This is a genomic window from Microbacterium sp. NPDC057658 (assembly GCF_042799975.1).
In the GTDB taxonomy this organism is placed as follows: Bacteria; Actinomycetota; Actinomycetes; order Actinomycetales; family Microbacteriaceae; genus Microbacterium.
Map to the genome: position 1 here is coordinate 2230722 of NZ_JBHVHT010000001.1, position 19905 is coordinate 2250626.

Annotated in this window: 18 protein-coding genes; all 18 read right to left on the reverse strand. The window is 71.3% G+C overall.

Translation table 11 applies throughout. The annotated features are described in order from the left end of the window. Positions 1-48: 48 nt before the first annotated feature. Positions 49-1515, reverse strand: coding sequence for a glutamate synthase subunit beta (locus tag ACFU8V_RS10665; RefSeq protein WP_025103473.1), 1467 nt, complete (start codon positions 1513-1515; stop codon positions 49-51). Beyond that, positions 1508-6031 (reverse strand): glutamate synthase large subunit, encoded by a 4524-nt coding sequence (gene gltB, locus ACFU8V_RS10670; RefSeq protein ID WP_249522083.1) that lies wholly within the window; start codon positions 6029-6031, stop codon positions 1508-1510. Before gltB ends, ACFU8V_RS10665 begins: the two co-directional genes overlap by 8 nt. A gap of 142 nt (positions 6032-6173) precedes the next feature. Next, entirely contained in the window at positions 6174-7199 is a 1026-nt protein-coding gene (gene lgt, locus ACFU8V_RS10675; RefSeq protein ID WP_378870946.1) for a prolipoprotein diacylglyceryl transferase, read from the reverse strand. A 10-nt stretch (positions 7200-7209) separates the two neighbouring features. Beyond that, positions 7210-8013, reverse strand: coding sequence for a tryptophan synthase subunit alpha (trpA, locus tag ACFU8V_RS10680; RefSeq protein ID WP_085607528.1), 804 nt, complete (start codon positions 8011-8013; stop codon positions 7210-7212). Then, positions 8010-9278, reverse strand: a complete 1269-nt coding sequence (gene trpB / locus ACFU8V_RS10685) for a tryptophan synthase subunit beta (protein ID WP_249521880.1) — start codon at positions 9276-9278, stop codon at positions 8010-8012. The genes trpA and trpB overlap by 4 nt, the downstream gene beginning before the upstream one ends. Further along, on the reverse strand, positions 9275-10051 hold the full coding sequence (gene trpC / locus ACFU8V_RS10690; protein WP_378870951.1) for an indole-3-glycerol phosphate synthase TrpC: 777 nt from the start codon (positions 10049-10051) through the stop codon (positions 9275-9277). The genes trpB and trpC overlap by 4 nt, the downstream gene beginning before the upstream one ends. Then, complete coding sequence (locus ACFU8V_RS10695) at positions 10051-10281, reverse strand: HGxxPAAW family protein (RefSeq protein WP_025103479.1); 231 nt, start codon at positions 10279-10281, stop codon at positions 10051-10053. The genes trpC and ACFU8V_RS10695 overlap by 1 nt, the downstream gene beginning before the upstream one ends. 47 nt (positions 10282-10328) lie before the next feature. Further along, complete coding sequence (locus ACFU8V_RS10700) at positions 10329-10919, reverse strand: Trp biosynthesis-associated membrane protein (RefSeq protein ID WP_338566085.1); 591 nt, start codon at positions 10917-10919, stop codon at positions 10329-10331. Next, on the reverse strand, positions 10916-11299 hold the full coding sequence (gene hisI, locus ACFU8V_RS10705) for a phosphoribosyl-AMP cyclohydrolase (protein ID WP_025103481.1): 384 nt from the start codon (positions 11297-11299) through the stop codon (positions 10916-10918). The genes ACFU8V_RS10700 and hisI overlap by 4 nt, the downstream gene beginning before the upstream one ends. After that, positions 11296-12057 carry an imidazole glycerol phosphate synthase subunit HisF gene (hisF, locus tag ACFU8V_RS10710; RefSeq protein WP_025103482.1) on the reverse strand — a complete coding sequence of 254 codons (762 nt, stop codon included), beginning with the start codon at positions 12055-12057 and terminating at the stop codon, positions 11296-11298. Before hisF ends, hisI begins: the two co-directional genes overlap by 4 nt. Beyond that, on the reverse strand, positions 12057-12896 hold the full coding sequence (gene hisG / locus ACFU8V_RS10715; protein ID WP_025103483.1) for an ATP phosphoribosyltransferase: 840 nt from the start codon (positions 12894-12896) through the stop codon (positions 12057-12059). Before hisG ends, hisF begins: the two co-directional genes overlap by 1 nt. Positions 12897-12934: 38 nt before the next feature. Further along, positions 12935-13198, reverse strand: a complete 264-nt coding sequence (locus ACFU8V_RS10720; RefSeq protein WP_025103484.1) for a phosphoribosyl-ATP diphosphatase — start codon at positions 13196-13198, stop codon at positions 12935-12937. Further along, complete coding sequence (gene rpe, locus ACFU8V_RS10725) at positions 13195-13875, reverse strand: ribulose-phosphate 3-epimerase (protein ID WP_025103485.1); 681 nt, start codon at positions 13873-13875, stop codon at positions 13195-13197. Before rpe ends, ACFU8V_RS10720 begins: the two co-directional genes overlap by 4 nt. 4 nt (positions 13876-13879) lie before the next feature. Then, positions 13880-15247, reverse strand: coding sequence for an RsmB/NOP family class I SAM-dependent RNA methyltransferase (locus tag ACFU8V_RS10730; RefSeq protein WP_378870959.1), 1368 nt, complete (start codon positions 15245-15247; stop codon positions 13880-13882). A 98-nt stretch (positions 15248-15345) separates the two neighbouring features. Continuing rightward, positions 15346-16266, reverse strand: coding sequence for a methionyl-tRNA formyltransferase (gene fmt / locus ACFU8V_RS10735; protein WP_378870961.1), 921 nt, complete (start codon positions 16264-16266; stop codon positions 15346-15348). Positions 16267-16284: 18 nt separating this feature from the next. Next, entirely contained in the window at positions 16285-18243 is a 1959-nt protein-coding gene (locus ACFU8V_RS10740; RefSeq protein WP_378871871.1) for a primosomal protein N', read from the reverse strand. A 16-nt stretch (positions 18244-18259) separates the two neighbouring features. Continuing rightward, positions 18260-19453, reverse strand: a complete 1194-nt coding sequence (gene metK, locus ACFU8V_RS10745) for a methionine adenosyltransferase (RefSeq protein ID WP_378870964.1) — start codon at positions 19451-19453, stop codon at positions 18260-18262. An 88-nt stretch (positions 19454-19541) separates the two neighbouring features. Beyond that, positions 19542-19796 (reverse strand): DNA-directed RNA polymerase subunit omega, encoded by a 255-nt coding sequence (gene rpoZ / locus ACFU8V_RS10750; RefSeq protein ID WP_025103490.1) that lies wholly within the window; start codon positions 19794-19796, stop codon positions 19542-19544. Between the last annotated feature and the right edge of the window lie 109 nt (positions 19797-19905).

The following is a 19905-nucleotide window of genomic DNA, read 5'->3' on the forward strand; positions in this document are numbered from 1 at the left end:
CAGGGTAGAAGTGGGGGATTACAAACAGGCGACACTGCCGGCCTCAGCCTACGCGGGCTGGAGGCCGATCGCGACATCGCTCGGGCGCACCGGCTCCGGCAGCACGGTGGTGCCCATGAGGAAGCGGTCGACGTTCGCCGCCGCCGCTCGGCCCTCCGCGATCGCCCAGACGATGAGCGACTGCCCGCGCCCCGCGTCCCCGGCGACGAACACGCCGGGGATCGACGACTCGTAGCTCGCGGCGCGACGGAAGGCGCCGCGCTCGGTCACCTCCGGCCGGGTGTCCTCGGTGTAGCCGTCCTGCTCCGGCCCGGTGAAGCCCATCGCGATGAGCACGAGGTCGGCCGGGATCTCCCGCTCCGTGCCGCTCTTGGGCACGCGGCGGCCGTCGATGTACTCGGTCTCGGCCACGCGCAGCGCGCGGACCTCGCCGACGTCGTTCGACAGGAACTCCACGGTCGAGGCGAGGAAGACCCGCTCCCCGCCCTCCTCGTGAGCCGAGGCCACCTCGAAGATCGTCGGCATCATCGGCCACGGCTGGTGATCCGGCCGCGTCTCGCTCGGCTGCTTGCCGATGGCGAGGTTGGTGACGCTGAGCGCGCCCTGGCGGTGCGCGGTGCCGATGCAGTCGGCGCCCGTGTCGCCGCCGCCGATGACGATGACGTGCTTGCCCTCGGCGGTGATCTGGTCCGGGACGGTGTCGCCGGCGACCGCGTGGTTCGACTCGACGAGGTACTCCATCGCGAAGTGGACGCCGTCGAGGTCGCGACCGGGGATCGGCAGGTCGCGCGGGACCGTGGCGCCGGTGGCGATCACGACCGCGTCGTACCGGGCGCGCAGGTCGGCCCAGGAGATGTCCTTGCCGATCTCGACGCCGGCGCGGAACCGTGTGCCCTCCTCCTGCATCTGGCGCAGGCGGGCCTCGAGCTGGCTCTTCTCCATCTTGAAGTCCGGGATGCCGTAGCGCAGCAGGCCGCCGATGCGGTCGTCCCGCTCGAAGACGGCGACGGTGTGGCCGGCGCGGGTGAGCTGCTGGGCGGCGGCGAGACCGGCGGGGCCCGAGCCCACGACGGCCACGGTCTTGCCCGTCAGACGCTCCGGCGGCTCCGGCTCGACCCAGCCCTTGGCGAAGGCCTCGTCGATGATGGAGACCTCGATCTGCTTGATCGTCACGGCCGGCTGGTTGATGCCGAGGACGCACGAGCTCTCGCACGGGGCCGGGCAGAGCCGTCCGGTGAACTCCGGGAAGTTGTTCGTCGCGTGCAGCCGCTCGATCGCCGCGCGCCCCTCCCCGCGCCAGGTGAGGTCGTTCCACTCCGGGATGAGGTTACCCAGGGGGCAGCCGGAGTGGCAGAAGGGCACGCCGCAGTCCATGCAGCGACTGGCCTGGCGACGGAGCACCGCCTTGTCGCCGGGCTCGTACACCTCTTTCCAGTCCATGATGCGCACGGGCACCGGACGGCGAGCGGGAAGTTCCCGCTCGGTCACCTTCAGAAAGCCTTTGGGGTCAGCCACCGGTCACCTCCAGGATGCGGTTCCAGACGATGTCGCCGTCGGGGTCGATCCCCTCGGCCAGTGCCTCCTCGCGCATGCTGCGCACGGCGGCGAAGTCGCGCGGGAGCACCTTCACGAACTCCGCCGCGCTGGCGTCGAAGTCCTCCAGCAGGGCGGCGGCGCGCGGGGACGCCGTGCGCTCCACATGCTCCACGAGCAGCCCGCGCAGCACTTCGAGGTCGGCGCGGTCCAGCGGCTCGAGCCGCAGCTCGCCGCTGCCGAGCGACTGCGCGTTGACCTTCGCGGTGTCCAGAGCGTGCACGTAGGCCACTCCCCCGGACATGCCGGCGCCGAAGTTGCGGCCGGTCGATCCGAGGATCACCGCAAGGCCGCCGGTCATGTACTCGAGCGCGTGGTCGCCCACGCCCTCGACCACCGCGGTCGCACCGGAGTTGCGGACGAGGAAGCGCTCGCCCACCACACCGGAGATGAACATGGTGCCGGACGTGGCGCCGTACCCGATCACGTTGCCCGCGATGACGTTCTCGTGCGGGGCGATCGCGGAGCCGCGGGGCGGCCGGATCGTGATGTCCCCACCGGAGAGCCCCTTGCCGACGTAGTCGTTCGCGTCGCCCTCCAGCCGGAGGATGATGCCCGGCGGAAGGAACGCCCCGAGCGACTGTCCCGCCGTGCCGGTGAGGGTGACGTCGATGGTCTCCTTCGGCAGACCGGTGGCGCCGTGACGCGAGGTCACCTGGTGTCCGAGCATCGTGCCCACCGCGCGCTCGGTGTTGGCGATCGGGAGCTCCACCACGACGGGGTCGCCGTTCAGCAGCGCTCCCTTGGCGATGTCGATGAGCTGCACGTCGAAGTGCTTGTCGAGTTCGTGGTCCTGGGCGCGGCCGCTGCGACGCGGCTCGCCCGCGGGGAACGCCGGTCCCTCCAGCACCGGGCTGAGGTCGAGTCCCTCGGCCTTCCAGTGCGCGATCGCCGCGTTGGTCTCCAGGAGCTCGGTGCGACCGACGATCTCGTCGATCGAGCGGTAGCCGAGCTCGGCGAGCAGCTCGCGCACCTCCTCGGCGATGAACTCCATGAAGTTCACGACGAACTCGGGCTTGCCGGTGAACCGGTCGCGCAGGACGGGGTTCTGCGTCGCGACGCCCACCGGGCAGGTGTCGAGGTGGCAGACGCGCATCATGATGCAGCCGCTGACCACGAGGGGCGCGGTGGCGAAGCCGAACTCCTCGGCACCGAGCAGGGCGCCGATGATGACGTCCCGTCCGGTCTTGAGCTGCCCGTCGACCTGCACGACGACGCGGTCGCGCATGCCGTTGAGCATGAGCGTCTGCTGCGTCTCCGCGAGGCCGAGCTCCCACGGCGTTCCCGCGTGCTTCAGCGAGTTCAGCGGGCTCGCGCCCGTACCGCCGTCGTGACCGGACACGAGGATGACATCGCTGAGCGCCTTGGCGACACCGGCCGAGACCGCGCCGATGCCGGACTGGCTGACGAGCTTCGTGTGGATGCGCGCCTCGGGGTTGGCCCGCTTCAGGTCGAAGATGAGCTGCTTGAGGTCTTCGATCGAGTAGATGTCGTGATGCGGCGGCGGCGAGATGAGGCCGACCCCCGCGGTGGCGTGGCGGGTGCGCGCGACCCAGGGGTACACCTTGGTCGGCGGGAGCTGACCGCCCTCACCGGGCTTGGCGCCCTGGGCGAGCTTGATCTGGATGTCGTCGGCCTCGGTGAGGTAGAGGCTCGTGACACCGAATCGACCCGAGGCCACCTGCTTGATCGCACTGCGCCGCTCGGGGTCGACGAGACGGTCGGGGTCTTCCCCGCCCTCCCCCGTGTTCGACTTGCCGCCGATCCGGTTCATCGCGATCGCGAGCGTCTCGTGCGCCTCCTTGGAGATGGAGCCGTAGCTCATCGCCCCCGTGGAGAAGCGCTTGACGATCGCCGAGACGGGCTCCACCTCGTCCAGCGGCACGGGCTTGCGCGTGCCGGTCCGCAGCGAGAACAGGCCGCGCAGCGTCTTCAGCTCGGCCGCCTGGTCGTCGACGAGCTTCGTGTATTCGCGGAAGATGTCGTAACGGCGGGTCCGCGTGGAGTGCTGGAGCTTGAACACCGTCTCCGGGTTGAAGAGATGCGGAGAGCCGTCGCGGCGCCACTGATACTCGCCACCGGTCCACAGCCGCTCATGGGCACGGGCCGCGGCGTCCTCCGGGTAGGCGTAGTCGTGGCGGGCCTGGTTCTCGGCGAAGATCTCCTCGATCCCGATGCCGCCCAGCTTCGACTCGGTACGCGTGAAGTAGGCGTCGATGAACTCCTGGCTGAGGCCGACCGCCTCGAACACCTGCGCGCCCGCATAGGACGACACCGTGGAGATGCCCATCTTCGACATGATCTTCAGCACGCCCTTGCCGAGCGCGTAGATGAGGTTCTTCACGGCCTTCTCCGGGGAGATGCCCGTGATGTAGCCGGTCCGCACGAGGTGCTCGACCGTCTCCATGGCGAGGTAGGGGTTGATCGCCGAAGCGCCGTAGCCGATGAGCGTCGCGACGTGGTGCACCTCGCGCACGTCGCCGGCTTCGACGATCAGACCGACCTTCATCCGGTTCTCGCGCCGGATGAGGTGGTGGTGGATCGCCGACACCATGAGCAGCGACGGGATCGGGACGAGATCCTTGTTCGAGTCGCGGTCGGACAGGATGATGAACTCCGCGCCGTCCTCGATCGCCTGATCGACCTCGGCGCACATCTCGGTGAGGCGCTCGGCGAGGGTGTGGGGTCCTGCGTCGAAGTGGTAGAGGCCGCGGATCGTGGCGCTCGAACGCCCGGGCAGGGCCTTGTCGATGTGCCGGATCTTCGCGAGCTCGTCGTTGTCGATGACCGGGAAGTCGAGCGACACCGTGCGGGTGTGCTCCGGACCCCAGGTCAGCAGATTGACCTCAGGGCCCAGACCGAGCTTGAGACTCGTGACAACCTCTTCGCGGATCGAGTCGAGCGGCGGGTTGGTCACCTGCGCGAACTGCTGCGTGAAGTAGTCGAAGAGCAGCCGCGGGCGCTTGCTGAGCACGGCGATCGGGGTGTCCGATCCCATGGCGCCCAGCGGCTCGACACCCGTCTGGCCCATCGGGGTGAGGAGGATGCGGACCTCCTCCTCCGTGTACCCGAAGGTGCGCTGCCGCCGGGTGATCGAGGCCGGCGGGTGCACGATGTGCTCGCGCTCGGGGAGGTCGGCCAGGCGGACGGAACCGGCGTCGAGCCACTCCTGCCACGGGTGCATCGTCGCGAGATCGTGCTTGATCTCCTCATCCTCGACGATCCGGCGCTGGGCTGTGTCGACGAGGAACATCTTGCCGGGCTGCAGCCGGCCGCGGCGCTTGATGCGCTCCGGCTCGAAGTGCAGGACGCCGGTCTCGGAGCCGATGACGACGAGCCCGTCGGTGGTCTCCGTCCAGCGTCCGGGGCGCAGGCCGTTGCGGTCCAGGGTCGCGCCGACGAGCGTGCCGTCGGTGAAGATGAGGGCGGCCGGGCCGTCCCACGGCTCCATCTGGTTGGAGTGGTACTCGTAGAACGCGCGCAGCTCCGGCGAGATGTCGGCCTGCTTCTCGTAGGCCTCCGGCACCATCATCATGATCGCGTGCGGCAGGCTGCGGCCGGTGAGGGTGAGCAGCTCCAGCACCTCGTCGAACGAGGCGGAGTCGCTGGCGCCGTCGGTGCAGATGGGCAGCAGGGGCGAGATGTCGCCGAGGAGCTCGGACTCGAGCTGCGACTGGCGGGCGCGCATCCAGTTGCGGTTGCCGCCGACGGTGTTGATCTCGCCGTTGTGGGCCAGCATCCGCAGCGGCTGCGCGAGCGGCCACGAGGGGAACGTGTTCGTCGAGTACCGCGAGTGCACGACGGCGAGCTCGGAGGCGAAGCGCTCGTCCTGCAGATCCGGGTAGAACGGCTCGAGCTGGAGCGTGGTGACCATGCCCTTGTAGCCGAGCGTGCGGCTGGACAGGGAGACGAAGTAGGCGCCGAGCTCGTGGCCCGCGCGCTTGCGGAGCCGGTAGGCGACGCGGTCGAGCGCGATGCCGGTCAGCGGCGCATCGGCGAGGGTGGCGCCGCCGGCGCTCACGAAGAGCTGCTCGAAGGCGGGACGGGCCTCGTCGGCGAGCTTGCCGAGGTTCTCGTTGGCCGTGGGCACCTCGCGCCAGCCGAGGACGCGGAGCCCCTCCGCGCGGGCGATCTTCTCGATCCCGGCCTTCTGCTGGCGGCGCTCGCTCGAATCGCGAGGCAGGAAGGCCAGCCCGGCCGCGTACTCCCCCACGGGCGGCAGTTCGAAGCCGGTGACCGCGCGGAGGAATTCGTCCGGCATCTGGGTGAGGATGCCGGCTCCGTCCCCGGTGCCCGCGTCGGACCCGATGGCCCCGCGGTGCTCCAGGTTGCGCAGGGCCTCGAGGGCCAGCGCGATGATGTCGTGCCCGGCTTCGCCGCGCAGCGTTGCGACCATGGCCAGGCCGCAGGCGTCCTTCTCGAACGCCGGGTTGTACATGCCCTGCTTCGGGGGGTATGCGCCGGAGGCGCCGTAAGGGGGCTGGAAGTACACCAGTTACCGTCCTCAGATCTTCAGTGAAACCCGGGGACGTCGTCGGCCCGCTCGTTCAGTGCAATGGTTCTCCCGCCGCGAGTCGGCGTTATCGGGAGCCGTCCCCGCTCGAGGGAGCAGCGCTTGTGGCAGTGGCTCCGGCGGCGACTTCTTCGGCCGGAGGCTCGCTCACGTCCACGAAATCAGAGGGATTGTCCTGCGATTGTACATCAGCGTCCACGTCCTTCCGTCCGCGGCCCGGCTGGTACGGCGAGGGCTCGAGACCGGGGTGACGGCGCGTCTGCACCACGAGGATGACGAGGCCGAGGACGACGCCGATGATGGCGGCCCAGACGTTGCTGCGCAGGCCGAGGAAGATCTCGCTCGGGTCGATGCGGATCGACTCCCACAGGATGCGTCCGGCGCTGTACCAGATGAGGTAGATCGCGAAGAGGCGCCCCCACTGGAAGAACAGCTTGCGTCCGAGCCACAGCAGCACAAGGACGCCGAGGCCGTTCCAGATGACCTCGTACAGGAAGGTCGGGTGGAAGAGGGTGCCCTCGGGGAGACCGGGAGGGAAGGCCGAGTTCGTGGACTCGATCTCCAGGCCCCACGGGAGCGAAGTCGGCAGGCCGAAGAGCTCGTGGTTGAACCAGTTGCCGAAACGTCCCATCGCCTGCGCGAGAAGCAGCCCTGGCGCGAGCGCGTCCGCGAACGTCCAGAAGCGGATGCCGGTCCACCGGCAGCCGAGGTAGGCGCCGACGGCGCCGCCGATGAGGGCGCCGAAGATCGCGATGCCACCCTCCCAGATCGCCCAGACCGAGCCCGGCTCGAAGGGGTTCCAGGTGTTCTTGCCCTCGCCGAAGTAGAAGTTCGGGTGGGTGAGGACGTGGAAGATGCGTGCGCCGACGATCGCGAGCGGCACGGCGAGAATGGAGATGTCGATGACCACCCACGGCTCCGCGCCGCGCTTGGTGAGACGGTGGTTCGTCATCAGCACGGCGACGATGATGCCGGCGATGATGCACAGCGCGTAGAAGTGGATCCGGAGCGGGCCGAGATCGAAGTACGACACGGACGGGCTCGGGATGCTGGCGAGCACGCCGGCGGCGGTGCTGTGGAGCGCGGAGGACATGAGTGCGATCCTACTTCTCTGAGGCGAAGCGCGCCGACGCGGTGCCGGCGGCCAGGGTTCGGGTGACTTCGGCGAGGGCGGGCACACCGCCGTCGCGGAGGGCGCGGACGAGAGCGGTGCCCACGATGGCGCCGTCAGCGTACTCGGAGACGCCGGCGATCTGCTCCGGGGTCGAGATGCCGATGCCCACGCAGGCGCGACGGGCACCGTGGTCGCGGAGCCGCGACACGAGGGTGCGTGCCGCACGGTCGAGCTCGGCCCGCTCCCCCGTGATGCCCATGGTCGAGACGGTGTAGACGAAGCCCGTCGAGGACCGCACGACGAGGTCGAGGCGCTCGTCCGACGAGGTCGGAGCTGCGAGGAAGACCCGGTCGAGACCGAGCCGCTCGCTGGCCGCGATCCACTCGCCAGCGGCCTCCGGGGTGATGTCCGGGGTGATGAGACCCGCGCCGCCCGCGGCGAGCAGGTCCTCGGCATACCGGTCCACCCCGTACTGCAGCACGGGATTCCAGTAGGTCATCACGAGGACGGGGACGTCGGTCGCGGCGGTGATCGCGCGGATGGCGGTGAAGAGGTCTTTCATCCGGAAGCCCGCGGCGAGGGCCTTGGTCGTCGCCTCCTGGATGATGGCGCCGTCCATGACGGGATCGCTGTAGGGCGGCCCGAGCTCGATGATGTCCACGCCGTTCTCGGCGAGGGCGATCGCGGCCTGGATGCTCGTCTCCAGGTCGGGGAAGCCGACGGGCAGGTAGCCGACGAAGGCGCTGCGGCCGGCGTCGTGCGCGCGCTGAATGGCCTGTTCGACGCGGCTCACAGCTGCGGCTCTCCCTTCGAGGCCGCGTCCTCGGCGGCGCTCTCCTCGGACACGTCGTGCGCGAGGGCGTCCTCGTCATAGAGCTCGAAGTAGCGGGCGGCGGTGTCCATGTCCTTGTCGCCGCGACCCGAGAGGCAGATCGCGATGAGGCCGTCGGGGCCGAGCTCGCGGCCGATCCGCAGCGCGCCGGCGAGGGCATGAGCCGACTCGATCGCGGGGATGATGCCCTCGGTCCGGCTCAGCAGCCGCAGGGCCTGCATCGCCTCGTCGTCCGTCGCCGGGATGTACTCAGCGCGTCCGATGTCGGCCAGCCACGAGTGCTCCGGACCGACGCCCGGGTAGTCGAGACCGGCGGAGATCGAGTGCGATTCGACGGTCTGGCCGTCTTCGTCCTGCAGCACGTACGTCTTCGCGCCGTGCAGCACGCCGGGGCGGCCGCGCTCGATCGAGGCGGCGTGCTTGTCGGTGTCGACGCCGTCGCCCGCCGCCTCCACGCCGTACAGCCGCACGCCGTCGTCGTCCAGGAACGCGTCGAACATGCCGATCGCGTTGGATCCGCCGCCGACGCAGGCGACGACCGCGTCGGGAAGCCGGCCGACCTCGTCGAGGATCTGGGCGCGAGCCTCTTCGCCGATGATCTTCTGGAAGTCGCGGACCATCGCCGGGAACGGGTGCGGGCCGGCGGCGGTGCCGAAGATGTAGTTGGTGGTCTCGACCGAGGCCACCCAGTCGCGGTAGGCGTCGTTGATCGCGTCCTTCAGCGTGCGCGAGCCCGAGGTGACCGCGACGACCTCGGCGCCCAGCAGACGCATGCGTGCGACGTTCAGCGCTTGGCGCTCGGTGTCGACCTCGCCCATGTAGATGGTGCAGTCGAGGCCGAACAGCGCGGCGGCGGTCGCCGTCGCGACGCCGTGCTGACCCGCTCCGGTCTCGGCGATGACCCGGGTCTTGCCGAGGCGCTTGGTGAGCAGAGCCTGGCCCAGCACGTTGTTGATCTTGTGCGAACCGGTGTGGTTGAGGTCCTCGCGCTTGAGGAAGACCCGCGCGCCGCCCGCGTGCTCCGCGAACCGGGGCACCTCGGTGAGCGCGGACGGACGCCCGGCGTAGGAGGACAGCAGATGGGCGAGCTCGGCACGGAACTCCGGGTCGGCGATGGCCTCCTCGTAGGCGACCGTCAGCTCGTCGATCGCGGCGACCAGGGACTCCGGCATGTACCGTCCGCCGAACTCGCCGAAGAACGGACCGTGCTGGTCGCGCAGACTCACTTCGCCTCCAGGAAGCTCTCGAGAGTGGCGACCGGGTCTCCGGTCACCAGGGCCTCGCCGATCAGCACGACGTCGGCACCGGCCGAACGGTAGTGCGCGACATCGGCGGGGGTGAGCACCGCGGACTCCGCGATCTTGATCGCCGAGTCGGGGATGCGGTCCACGAGCCGGCCGAACAGATCGCGGTCGAGCTCGAGGGTCTTGAGGTTGCGGGCGTTCACGCCGATCAGGGCGGCCCCGAGGTCGATCGCGGCCTCCAGCTCCTCCGCCGAGTGGGTCTCCACGAGCGGCGTCATGCCGAGCTCGAGGATGAACCCGTACAGGTCGCGGAGGACGTCCGGCTCCAGGCCCGCCACGATCAGGAGGACGAGGTCGGCACCGGCGGCACGCGCCTCCAGCACCTGGTACCGGGTGGCGATGAAGTCCTTCCGGAGCACCGGCAGCGAGACCCGGGCGGTGACCGCCTCCAGATCGGCGAGACTGCCGCCGAAGCGGCGCTCCTCGGTGAGGACGCTGATCGCGGAGGCGCCACCGGTCTCGTAGAGCGCGGCCTGGTGCGCGGGATCCGGGATCTGCGCGAGAGCACCGCGGGATGGACTCGCCCGCTTCACCTCGGCGATGATCTTCACCCGGTCGGCGGGAGCGAGGTACGACAGCGCGTGCTTCGCCGCGGGGCGCGCGAGGGCGTCACGCTCGACGACCGCGAGCGGACGGGACTGGGAGCGACGCTCGGCGTCTGCGACAGCGCCGGCCGTCAGGTCGGCGAGGACCACTAGTGCGCCTTCGGAGCGTACTTGGGACCCTTCACGCCGTATCCCGCCTTCGCGAGCACCCAGCCGACGATCGCCCCGATCGGGATCAGTGCGGCGGCGATCCACACCAGGGTCGGCTGCTCGAAGCAGAACGCGACGGTCGCGGCAGCGAAGCCGACGAGCATGATCACGACGGCGGTCCAGGCCGCAGGCGAGTGTCCGTGGCCGGGGTCAGCGATCGGGTTGGTCATGTTCTCCTCCGGGGACGACGTGGGGATCTGGGTTCAGTCTATCGGGGTCAGCGCGTCGGGTCGGACCCGCGGGACAGCTCGTCCCAGGAATCGACCGCGTCGACGGGACCGTCGTGCGGCGCGTCGCTCGGCGCGTCGGTGCGATAGCGACGGCCGCCGGCCTTCCAGCGCCGCCAGGTGGTCAGCACGACGACGGCGGCGACGAGCAGGATCGCCCAGCCGACGAGGGCGAGGAACGGCCAGGCCGACGGCACGATGCTCGCCGCGACCTCGTGGACGGCTCCGCTCCCGGCGAGTCCCGTCGTCTCGGTGACGGTCGCAGCGACAGCGCCGTACGCGTCGCCGAGGAGGAGCTGCAGCGTGGACCAGCCCAGGAACAGCGCGGCCGCGGCGGCCAGCACCCCGAAGACGACGCGCACGACCCGGCCAGCGATCGCGAGGGCGGCACCGAGCGCCAGGACCGCGAGGCTCAGCGGGGCGAGGAGCACGAGGGCGGAGGCTCCGGGGACGAGGATGTCCTCCCCCGCGTCCGCGCGCTGCACCGTGAACCAGGTCTGCGTGGAGGAGATGATCCCGATGGCGCCGGCCAGCAGGAACCCCGTCACGGAGAGGGAGCGTCCGCGCTGCGCGATGCTCACGAGGCGGCCACCCCGTCGAGGGCGCCCAGGTCCGTCGTGTCGAAGCACGTCCGCGTGCCGGTGTGGCACGCGGGGCCGGTCTGGTCGACGAGGAGCAGGAGCGCATCCCCGTCGCAGTCGAGCCTGGCCTCCCGCACGACCTGGATGTGGCCGGACGTGTCGCCCTTGCGCCAGTACTCCTGCCGCGAGCGGGACCAGTAGGTCGCACGACCGGAGGTGAGCGTGCGGCGCAGCGCCTCGGCATCCACCCACGCGAGCATGAGCACCTCACGCGAATCCCACTGCTGCACGATGACCGGGGCGAGCCCGTCGGCGTTGAAGGCGACCTGCGCGATGCGGTCGTCGACGGAGACCTCGTCCTGCTTCGGCGTGTCGGTCATCGGACGAGCACTCCTTCCGCGCGCAGCGCATCCTTCACGTCGCCGACGGTCAGGGCTCCGGTGTGGAACACGCTGGCCGCGAGCACGGCGTCGGCGCCCGCCTTGATGGCCGGAGCGAAGTCGGTCGCCCGTCCCGCACCGCCGGAGGCGATCACGGGGATCGGCGCGACTTCGCGCATGAGTCGGACGAGCTCGAGATCGAAGCCGTCGCGAGTGCCGTCGGCGTCGATCGAGTTCACGAGCAGCTCCCCCGCCCCGCGCTCCGCGGCCTCGCGCGCCCAGTCGAGCGCGTCCAGCGTGGTCTGCGTGCGACCGCCGTGCGTGGTGACGACGAAGCCGGAGCGCGTCGTGTCGGCGCGCTTGACGTCGAGCGAGAGCACGAGCACCTGGGCACCGAAGCGATCCGCGATCTCGCCGATGAGCTCGGGACGGGCGATCGCCGCGGAGTTCACGCCGACCTTGTCCGCACCGACGGCGAGGAGCCGCGCGACGTCGTCGACGCTGCGCACCCCGCCGCCCACCGTCAGCGGCACGAAGACCTGCTCCGCGGTGCGCTGCACGACGTCGTAGGTCGTGGCCCGCGCATCCACCGTCGCGGTGACGTCCAGGAACGTGATCTCGTCGGCACCTTGGGCGGCGTAGTGGCGGGCGAGCTCCACCGGATCGCCCATGTCGCGGAGATTCTCGAAGTTGACGCCCTTGACGACGCGACCGTCGGCGACGTCGAGGCACGGGATGACGCGACTCGCGAGGGCCATCAGAGCCTCGCCGCGTGGATCGCCGTGACGAGGATGGCTCGGGCGCCCAGGGCGTACAGGTCGTCCATCACCTGGTTGACCCGGCGACGCGGGATCATGACGCGCACGGCCACCCAGGCCGGGTCGCGGAGCGGCGAGATGGTCGCGGACTCGCGACCCGGGGCGATGGCCACGGCCTGATCGACGAGCTCGGTGGGGAGGTCGTAGTCGAGGAGCACGTAGCGGCGCGCGACCATGACGCCGCGGAGTCGGCGCAGCAGCGTCTCCACGCCGTCGGCCTCACCGGGACGGCTGATCAGCACGGCCTCGGACTCCAGGATCACGGGGCCGAAGATCTCCAAACCCGCCTGGCGCAGGGTGGTGCCGGTGGACACCACGTCGGCGACCGCGTCGGCGACACCGAGGCGCACGGCGGACTCCACGGCACCGTCGAGCTGCACGAGCTCGGCGTTCACCCCCTGGTCGCGGAGGAAGGAGCCGACCAGACCCGGGTAGGCGGAGGCCACGCGGACGCCGTCGAGATCCTGGACGGAGGTGAAGCGTCCGGGAGGACCGGCGAAGCGGAACGTGGACGCCCCGAAGCCGAGCTGCTCGATCTCGCGCGCCGGCTGCTGCACGTCGAGGAGGAGATCACGACCGGTGATGCCGACGTCGAGGGCGCCGGAGGCCACGTAGGTGGCGATGTCGCGCGGGCGGAGGAAGAAGAACTCGACGTCGTTCTCGGCGTCGATGACATGCAGGGTCTTGGGGTCGCGGCGGCCGGCGTAGCCCGCCTCCGCGAGCATCTCGGCGGCGGTCTCGGAGAGCGAGCCCTTGTTGGGAACGGCGATGCGCAGCATGAACGGCTTTCAGTTCGAAGGAGTGGGACCGGAGCGCATCACAGATGTCGGTAGACGTCCTGCAGGGTGAGGCCCTTCGCGAGCATCATCACCTGCAGGTGGTAGAGGAGCTGGGAGATCTCCTCGGCGGCAGCGGCATCCGACTCGTACTCCGCCGCCATCCAGACCTCGGCGGCCTCTTCGACGATCTTCTTGCCGATCGCATGCACGCCGCCGTCGAGCTCCGCCACGGTGCCCGATCCCTCGGGTCGGGTCTCGGCCTTGACGCTGAGCTCGGCGAACAGCTCGTCGAAAGTCTTCACCCCTCCAGGCTACCGGCTCGCGCGAGGTCCCTGAGCCGGGTGACGGCCGCCTCCACGTCGTCGGCCCCGTAGACCGCGGATCCGGCGACGAAGGTGTCGGCTCCCGCTTCGGCCGCCTGGGCGATCGTCGCGTCGGAGATGCCCCCGTCGACCTGGAGCCAGACGGACGAGCCGCGGCGCCGCGCCTCCGCGGACAGCGCCTGCAGCTTCGGCATGGTCTCGGGCAGAAAGCCCTGTCCGCCGAACCCCGGCTCGACGGTCATCACGAGGATCTGGTCGAACTCGTCCAGCAGGTCGAAGAGTCCCTCGACAGGAGTCGCGGGCTTGACCGCGACCCCGGCACGGGCGCCGATGTCGCGCAGCCGCCGCGCGAGAGCCACCGGCTCCCCCGCCGCCTCCAGGTGGAAGGTCACGCTCGCGGCGCCCAGCTCGGCGTAGCCCGGGGCCCAGCGATCCGGATCCGTGATCATGAGATGCACGTCCAGCGGGACCGGGCTGGTCTCCTGGATGCGCTGGACCATCTGCGGGCCGAACGTGAGGTTCGGGACGAAGTGGTTGTCCATGACGTCGACGTGCGCGAAGTCGGCGGTCGCGATGCGGGCGAGCTCCGCCTGCATGTTGACGAAGTCGGCGGCGAGGATGCTGGGGTTGATGCGCGGGGCGCGGGGCAGATCCATGGTCTCAACCTTCCTTCGGGGCGTCTGTCGCCTCCAGAGGGCGCTGCAGGAGTGCGAGGAACATCGCGTCGGTGCCGTGCCGATGCGGCCAGAGCTGAGCGCTGCCCGTCTGCGCCCGCCCGTCGTCGGCGAGATCGATCGGCGACTGCGCCACGCCGTGCAGCACCGCGCGGGCATCGAGCTCGACGAGCTCCGGCCGGATGCGCCGCACCTCCTCGACCACCGCCGTGGTCTCCGCGAGATGGGGCGAACAGGTGACGTACGCGACGACGCCTCCCGGTGCGAGAGCGTCCACAGCCGCCGTGAGCAGGCCGACCTGCAGCGGCACGAGCTCGGCGACGTCCGCCGGGGACTTCCGCCACCGGGCCTCCGGGCGCCGTCGGAGGGCGCCGAGGCCGGTGCAGGGGGCGTCCACGAGGATCCGGTCGAACGCCTCCGGCCGCTCGGCCGCCAGCTCCCGGCCGTCGCGCTCGTGCACGGTGACGTCGCCCGGGACAGCGCGCAGCGCGTTGCGCACAAGCCGGGCGCGGGTCGGCACCACCTCGTTGGCTTCCAGGACCGCGTCGTTCTGCCGGGCGACGGCGGCGAGCAGGGCCGTCTTCCCGCCGGGTCCTGCGCACAGGTCGAGCCACCGCTCCCCCGTGCGCAGCGGCGTCGCCGCGGTCAGCGCGAGCGCGACGAGCTGAGATCCCTCGTCCTGCACCCGGGCCGCACCGCCGGAGGCGGCCAGCGCGAGACGCGGATCGCCTCCCGGAGACGCGAACGCCGTGGCGGCGTAGGGCCGGCGGGGCTCCTGCGGTTCCGTGAGCCCAGGGAGGGCGACCAGCGTGACCTCGGGCGAGACGTTGTCGGCCTCCAGCAGGGCGTCCAGCTCCTCGACGCGCCCCTCGGCGGCGAGGGCGCGCCGCAGCGCCCGGATGATCCACACCGGGTGCGCGGCTCGGAGGGCCAGGCGTTCGTCGTCCGATCGCGCCGCCGCCTCGATGCGCGCGAGCCACTCGCCCGGCGACTCGCGGGCGATCCGCCGGAGCACCGCGTTGGCGAAGCTCGACGCGCCACGCCCCGCCGTGAGGGCCACGAGGTTCACGGACTCGTTCACGGCGGCGTGCGAGGCCACCCGCGTCGCGAGGAGCTGGTGCACCGCGAGCCGGAGGGCGTCGAGCACGGCGGGGTCGATCGCGTCGGCGGGGCGGTCGGCGGCGGCGGCGATGATCGCGTCGTAGGTGCCCCGGCGACGGAGTGTGCCGTAGGTCAGTTCCGTCGCCAGAGCCGCGTCCTGCGGGTCCAGCCCCGCCTCGGCGATCGCCGTCGGGAGGAGCAGGTTGGCGTAGGCGTCGGACTCCGACACCGCCCTGATCACGTCGTAGGCCACGCGGCGCGCCGGCTGGACCGACCGGTTCGGGCCGCGGCCGTTCCGCGCCCGGCCTGCGTGCTGCCGACCCGAGCCGGGGCGCCGTCCGTCGTTCGCGTTCACGAGCCGGACACCGGAGTCGCACCCTGCAGACCCCGCCACCAGTCGGCGGCGTTCATGGGGCCCTTGCCCGCGGGCTGCAGCCGGGTGACGGCCAGCGGCGAGGTGGCCGTCCCGATCAGGACCTCCGCTCGCGTGCCCGCCATGGCACCTGGTCGCAGGTCCTCCGCCTCGGCACCGGCGGGTCGCGCCTCGAGGATCTTCAGCCGCTGACCGTCGATCGTCGTGTGCGCTCCCGGCTCCGGCGTGACTCCGCGGAACCGGGCGTACACGGCGTCGAACGGCTCGCGGAAGTCGAGGAGACCGTCCTCGAGCGTCAGCTTGCCGGCGAACGTCGGCTCGCCTTCCTGCGGGACGGCGCGGGCGCTGCCGTCCGCGATCGCGGCGACCACGTCGGCGGTGAGACCGGCGCCGTCGAGGGCCAGAGCCTCCAGCGCCTCCCCCGCCGTGGCGGTCGCCGGGAGCTCGACGGTACGCATCGCGAACACGTCGCCGGCGTCGAGCTCGGGGACGAGCTGGAAGACGCTCGCGCCGAGGACGGCATCTCCCGCGATCAGAGCTCGCTGCACCGGCGCGGCTCCGCGCCAGGCCGGCAGGAGCGAGAAGTGCAGGTTGATCCACCCGGCATCCGGCACCGACAGGAGCGGCTCGCGCACGAGCCCGCCGTACGCGACGATCACGCCGAGCTCCGGGCGCAGGGCCGAGATCTCCGTCGTCACCGCCTCGTCCAGCCGGGCAGCGTGGATGACCGGCAGGCCGAGCTCCACCGCAGCCTGAGCGACCGGCGACGGGGTCAGCACACGCTTGCGCCCGAGGGGGGCGTCGGGGCGCGTCACCACGGCGACGATGTCGTGCTCGGCGGCGAGGCGTCGCAGAGTGGGGACCGCGGCGGCGGGAGTGCCGGCGAAGACGAGGCGCATGAAGGTTCTCCGGAAGGGTCAGAGTTCTGGATCGAGGATATCGAGGCGGACCGAGAGCGTGCTGCGGGCGGCCTTGGTCCGGCCTCGGCGGCCGCTCACCGCCTCCGCCACGACGGCAGCACGGAGGGTGGTCGCGACGCGACTCCCCGCGCCGTAGTCGAAGCGCACGAGCGCCCGCACGCGGGGCGGGACGTCATCCGATTCGACGGGGACGGGACCGAGCACCGCGTCGGAGGGCAGCGAGAGTTCGGACAGGGCCTCCAGAGCGCGCGCCACGGCGGCGGACGAGCCTTCCACGAGCGCGACGCGCGCGGTCGGCGGCATGTGCAGCGGCGCGCGCTGCTCCAGCTCGGTGCGTGCGTAGGCGGGGTGGTTCCACGTGGCGAGGGCTCTGGCGACGGCGCCGTCGACGCCGACGAGGTGGACGGGGGCGCCCGGCGCGGCGAGGGCGGCGGCGTTCGACCACCACCGCAGACACGCTTCGCCGATGCGCAGATCCGGCGCCTGCAGCATCCGCGGGCCGTCGAGCAGGACGACCGCCCGGTAGCCGCCCTCCGCGAGGGGCTCGGCGCCGCGCGTGGCGACCACGAGGGCCGGGCGCGCGTCGACGCGCTCCACCGGATGGCTGCCGTCGGCGACGATGACGCGGACGCCGGGGAAGGCGCGTCCGAGCTCGTCGGCGGTCCGCTCGCTGCCGGATGAAGCGAGCCGGAGACGGGTCGAGGAGCACGCCGGGCAGGTCCACGCCCTGGCCCCACGCCCGCACCACCCGCACACCGGGACCGCGCCACGATGGCGGGCGCCGAGAGGACCGCCGCAATGAGGGCATCGGGCGGGGGCCCGGCAGTCGGCGCAGACGAGGGACGGCGCGAAGCCGGGCCGCGAGACCTGGATGAGTACCGGACCCTCCGCGGCCGCGTTCCGGGCGGCGAGGAAGGCCGACGACGGCATGCGCTGGGGCGTCGGCTGCTCCATCTCCTGCGGCGTGCTCAGCACCACACGCGGGAGGACCCGCCGGGTCGCGCGGACATCCCGCAACCAGCCGTGCACGACGAGCCGCTCGACCTCGGTCGTCCGCGTGTGACCGGCGAAGAGCAGGGCCGAGCCCTCCGCCTCCTGCCGCAGCAGCGCCGCGTCCCGGGCGTGGACGTAGGGTGCGAGCGGCTCGCCCAGCAGGCTGTCGCCGTCGTCCCACAGCGCCACGAGACCGGCGACGACAGGGGCGTACACGGCGGACCTGTTCCCGACGACGATGCAGGGCGCGTCCTCGAGCGTGAGCAGGAAGGAGCGATAGCGATCCGGGTTCGGCTGTCGGGAGTCGTACCGCGCGATCGCCTCCGCCGGGACGAACCTGTCGAGGGCGGCCAGCAGCCGATCGAGGTCACGGTGGTCGGGCACGACGAGGATGGTCGACTTCCCCGCCGCGAGCGTCGTCGCGGCGGCAGCAGCGAGCATCCGCGCCCAGCCCGGTGTGTCGTCGCTGAGCTGCGGGATGGCCTCGACGGCCGCCCGTCCGTTCTCGTCGAGCACCGCCTGCAGTCCGTCGTACAGTCCGACGACGGACGCGGCCGCGTCGCGGGCCTCGGGTTCGAGGAGCGGCGTCGGAGCGTCGGCGGTCCAGGCCTTCTCGACCCGCACCTGCCGCTTCGGGATCACCAGCCGCAGCACGTCGGCTGCTGACCCTGCCGCGCGATCGGCGACGCGCCGCGCCAGTCGGTACAGGCGATCCGGCAGTACGGGAACGGCGGACACGATGCTCTCGACCTCGGAGAGCGGCCGATCGGCGTCGTCCTCCACGTCCAGCTCCACCACGAATCCGTCGACCACGCGCCCCGCGGTCCGCAGGGGCACGCGCACGCGGACCCCGGGCTCGACGTCACCGAGCTCCGGCGGGAGCGCGTAGTCGAACAGGCGGTCGAGCTGCGGCAGCGGCGACTCGAGGAGCACCCGCGCGATGCGCCGGCTCTCCGGAGAGATCAGCACCGCGGACCCGTCAGAGCCCGGCAGCGCGCCGCAGCTCCTCGGCCCGGTCCGTCCGCTCCCACGTGAAGTCCGGCAGCTCCCGACCGAAGTGCCCGTACGCGGCCGTCTGCGCATAGATCGGCCGCAGCAGGTCGAGCTGCTCGATGATGGCCTGCGGCCGGAGGTCGAACACCTCGTCGATGGCGCGGGTGATGACCTCGTCGGACACCCGTCCGGTGCCGAAGGTCTCCACGTACAGGCCGACGGGGCGGGCGACGCCGATCGCGTAGGCGACCTGCACCTCGAGGCGGTCGGCGAGGCCCGCGGCGACCGCGTTCTTGGCGACCCAGCGCGTCGCATAGGCGCCGGAGCGGTCGACCTTCGACGGGTCCTTGCCGCTGAAGGCACCACCGCCGTGCCGTGCGGCGCCGCCGTAGGTGTCGATGATGATCTTGCGGCCGGTGAGCCCGGCGTCTCCCTTGGGGCCGCCCGTGACGAAGGGGCCCGCGGGGTTGATGTAGTAGGTGACGTCGTCGAGGTCGAGGCCGGTCGTGGCGAGGACCGGATCGATGACGTGCTCGCGGATCCGCGCCTTGAGGTCGTCCTGGGCGATGTCCGGGTTGTGCTGCGTGGACAGCACGACGGCGTCGACGGTCTTCGGGGTGAAGCCGTCGTAGCCGAGGGTGACCTGCGTCTTCCCGTCCGGGCGCAGGAAGGGCAGCAGCCCGCTGCGGCGCACCTCGGTCAGCCGCTCGGCGATGCGGTGCGCGGTCCATGCGGCCATCGGCATGAGCTGCGGGGTCTCGTTGGTGGCGAACCCGAACATGATGCCCTGGTCCCCGGCGCCGAGGCCGTCGAGCGGATCGACCGACGAGCCGTCGCGGTGCTCCTGGGCGTTGTCGACCCCGTGGGCGATGTCGGTGGACTGCTCCCCCACCGAGACGCTGACGCCGCACGAGTCGCCGTCGAAGCCGGTGTCGGACGACGTGTAGCCGATGCCGTTCACGACCTGGCGGACGATCGTCGGGATGTCGACGTAGGCGTCGGTGCGGATCTCGCCGGCCACATGCACGAGCCCGGTCGTGACGAGCGTCTCGACCGCGACCCGGGAGGCCGGGTCCTTCGCGAGCAGTCCGTCGAGGATGCTGTCCGAGATCTGGTCGCAGATCTTGTCCGGATGCCCTTCGGTGACGGACTCGGACGTGAACAGACGCAGCGCGCTCATCGATGCTCCAGAACGGGGACGGACGGTGGGAGGGTGTGGCACCCATTCTGGACCGCGCCACCGACGTCGGGGCGGCGCGGTCGTCGAGTTACTCCGCGTGACGCAGGCGGAGCTTGTCCTCGTTGATCTCGTGCAGGGCGATGGTGAGCGGCTTGTCCTCGACCGAGGAGTCGACGAGCGGGCCCACGTTGTCGAAGAGGTTCCCCTCGTGCAGGTCGGAGTAGTAGTCGTTGATCTGACGGGCGCGCTTGGCCGCGTAGATCACGAGCTCGTACTTGGAGTCGACGCGCTCCAGCAGGTTGTCGATGGGGGGATCGATGATGCCGTTGTTGCGTCCGGCCATGGGTGGACCTCCTGATCAGGCGACGGGATTCGCCGCGAAGACGGTGCTGCGGGCGCGCGACCCTTCGACGAGCTCAGGGACCGGCGTGGTGCTCGACCCTGGAATCAGG